At 70.8% G+C, this 2,994-nt stretch carries 4 protein-coding genes and 1 pseudogene; 2 read left to right on the top strand and 3 right to left on the bottom strand.

The window, feature by feature from the left end; all coding sequences use genetic code 11:
• From I0Q12_RS35225 to I0Q12_RS29715, 3 genes and pseudogenes are all read right to left on the bottom strand, one after another.
• Window positions 1-86: hypothetical protein (locus I0Q12_RS35225; protein WP_374068968.1), on the bottom strand; the 86-nt coding region annotated here is incomplete at its 3' end.
• A 95-nt stretch (window positions 87-181) separates the two neighbouring features.
• A pseudogene (locus tag I0Q12_RS29720) lies at window positions 182-580 on the bottom strand (alpha/beta-hydrolase N-terminal domain-containing protein); the annotation flags it as partial.
• The gene (locus I0Q12_RS29715) at window positions 577-1,194 is read right to left on the bottom strand and encodes a hypothetical protein (RefSeq protein WP_197257364.1); all 618 of its coding nucleotides are present in this window, start codon (window positions 1,192-1,194) and stop codon (window positions 577-579) included. The pseudogene I0Q12_RS29720 and the gene I0Q12_RS29715, both read right to left, overlap by 4 nt.
• A 135-nt stretch (window positions 1,195-1,329) precedes the next feature.
• On the opposite strand from I0Q12_RS29715, the gene I0Q12_RS29710 reads away from it, so the two are divergent.
• Complete coding sequence (locus I0Q12_RS29710; protein ID WP_374068966.1) at window positions 1,330-2,541, top strand: sensor histidine kinase; 1,212 nt, start codon at window positions 1,330-1,332, stop codon at window positions 2,539-2,541.
• A 10-nt stretch (window positions 2,542-2,551) separates the two neighbouring features.
• Window positions 2,552-2,994, top strand: a 443-nt coding sequence (locus I0Q12_RS29705; protein WP_231611707.1) for a response regulator transcription factor, incomplete at its 3' end; no start/stop codon positions are given.

Genomic DNA, 2,994 nt, shown 5'->3' with positions numbered 1-2,994 from the left:
ACCGCGACGAACGCCACGTCGTCGCCGTAGGCGGATTCGAAGCCGGCCACCGCGTTCGCGTCGATCCACCCGGAACCGGTCGGCACCGCAACCACCAGGTGCCCGCGATCGAATCCGCCGGCACGATGCGACGAATCCGTGCGGTGACACCGAGAGTGAGAGCCACGATCAGCACGGCGGTGGTCACGACGACCACCCAGTGTGAGGCGCCGACGGGAGGGACGCCCATCGCGTCCCGCAGCCCGTTCTGCCAGCGGTCCGCGGCGAGGGTCGCCGCGCCGCACAGTCCGGTCGCCGCACCGACCGCACCCCACCGGACCGGGACCGACGCGACGGCCGGGGCAGGCCGGAATCTCGTCCGTAGCGCCCGGGCCACCGCGAGCAGCCCGAGGCCGCACAGCACGGACACGGCGGTGACGGCGGCCTGGACGACCGCGGGCCTCGGCAGCAGCGACGGGGCCAGCGAGATGCAGACTGCGACGGTCGTCGCCGTCGTCGTCGCGACGCGCGGGCAGATCGCTATCGATGCGTACGTCGAAAGATGATGGGGCCGTTGGATTTCGAGAACCGCTGCGCTCATGACCGCACCCGCAATCCTGCGGCTCCGGCCGTAGCGGCCGTGCCCAGCCCGAGCAGGATCGGCAGCGGCGATTCCGGACTCGGTGCCCGATACTGCTGCCGCCACGAATTGATCCGCACCGCAACGGATGCGACCTCCGCGGCGATCACGCAGCCCGGTGCGGCGTCCGGCTCCGTCGCGCAGGCCTCGCGCAGGTCCCGCGTCAGGTTACGGTCCAGCGCGCGGCGCGCATCCGGCCCGAGTTCGCCGCCGGAGTCGCGGGCGAACCGCAGCAGGTCGTATCCGAGATCGTGGGTACGGCAGGCCGGTTCGAACAGCGCCGGCAGCGGCACCGGCGACGAGCACGAACCCTGTGGATCGCTGAGTCGCTCGCCCGAGACTCCGGGTTCGCGAATCGGGCTGTACCGCATCGCCGTCTCGAAGTCGGGCGGGAACGCGGCGCTCGCGGTGTCGGTGTCACCCGATCCGAGCGCGAGCACGGTGGCCGCAGCGGCGGGATGCTCGGCGGTGGACCGGTCCTGCGCTCCCGGCGACCCGGCGGCACCCACCCAGACGTATGCGGCGAGAACACCGACGGTCGTGGCGGCTCGGGCTCTCGCGGATCCGATGATCATGAACGCCGACGCTAGGAACGCGGTACCGATGTCCGGATCACACGACGGACCGGTTCGCCGCGGACCACCCGATACCGGGGTAGCAGCGAGATCTCACTCCACGGTATGAGGACAGAGGAGGCTGCGGTACCTAGCGTGGGAACCGTGAATTCGTTGGTGCGTGAAGGTGTACATCACGGCGTGGACCTGTCGGTCCGGTACGGTCGCGGACGCTGGTGGAACATCGCGATCGTCGTGACCACCCTGATCCTCTACGCGATCGCGTGGCCGACGCTCCAGCTCACGCACGACGTTCCGGCGCCGCTCATGCCGATCATCTCCGGGCTGGCGGTGTTCCCGTTCCTGCTGATCCGGGCGCAGCCGGCGCTCGGGTGGGCGATCTCCGCGGTCGCGGCGATGATCGTTCCGTGGGCGTTCGACCGGGTCCCGAACTACGGCTATCCCTGGCAGGTCGTCCACATCCTGGTGCTCCTCGCCCTGCTCGTCGCGGTCTGTCTGCGCGAGGAGATCCGGATCGTGCTCGTCGTCTGGCTCGCGACCGTCCTGTTGTTCTTCGTCTACCTGCCGGGCAACGACGGGTGGGGCTGGGCGATCGGGCTCGCCGCGATCGCGGCGTTCGCGCTGCTCGTGCGCTGGCTGGTGCTGTCCCGGCGGCAACTGGCCCGTGAGGAGGAGATCAGCGAACTCGAACGTGCCCGTCGCGCGGCGCTCGAGGAGAAGGCGCGCATCGCCCGCGACCTGCACGACATCGTCGCCCACCACATGTCTCTCGTCGTGGTGCAGGCGCAGAGCGCCCCGTACCGGCTGCCGGACGTCTCCGACGAGGTGCGCGCCGAATTCGAATCGATCGGCGTTCACGCGCGGGAGGCGCTCAACGAGGTCCGCGGCATGCTCGGTGTGTTGCGAAGCGACGGCATGCTGCCCGAGAACGCTCCGCAGCCCGGGCTGAGCCGGATCGACGAACTGTTCGACGCGTCCCGCCGCGCCGGGGTGCACCTCACCGCACGGATCGACGGGGACACCGGGTCGGTGTCCGACAGCGCGGGACTCGCGGTGTACCGGATCCTGCAGGAGTCGCTCGCCAACGCGGCCCGGCACGCGCCGGGCTCGGAGGTGTCCGTGCAGGTGGTGTGCGGTCCGGATCGCGTGGACCTGACGGTGCGCAACGGCGCCTCGGAAGCCGGTCGCGGGGACCGTCCCGTGGACCGGCCGGACCTCGGCGGCGGCAACGGTATCCGCGGCATGGCCGATCGGGCGGCGTCGGTCGGGGGACGGTTGTACGCGCACCCGCGACCCGACGGAGGATTCGAGGTGTCGGCGGTGCTGCCCCGCGTCCCCGCCGCCTAGGGTGGGGGTGATGACCGAGCCGCACGCACCCATCACCGTGTTCATCGCCGACGACCAGGCCATGGTCCGCCAGGGCTTCGGCGCGCTGCTCGCCGCGCAACCCGACATCAGTGTCGTCGGGGACGCCCCGGACGGGAAGGTCGCGGTGAGCGAGGTCGCGAGGTTGCGGCCCGACGTCGTGCTCATGGACGTGCGCATGCCGGAGATGAACGGACTCGATGCCGCTCGGCACATCCTCGCCGACCGACGCGAGCCGCGCTCGAAAGTGTTGATGCTCACCACATTCGACCTCGACGACTATGTGTACGAGGCGCTGGGGATGGGTGCGAGCGGGTTTCTGCTCAAGGACGCGCCGGCGGACGAACTCGTCCGGGCCGTACGGGTCGTCGCCGACGGGCAGGCGTTGCTGGCGCCGACGGTCACCCGCCGGCTCATCGCCGACGTGACCCGCCG

Origin of the sequence: Rhodococcus sp. CX, from assembly GCF_015865005.1 — a bacterium.
Classification (GTDB): Bacteria; Actinomycetota; Actinomycetes; order Mycobacteriales; family Mycobacteriaceae; genus Rhodococcus.
This window is presented reverse-complemented; position numbering and strand designations above follow the sequence as displayed.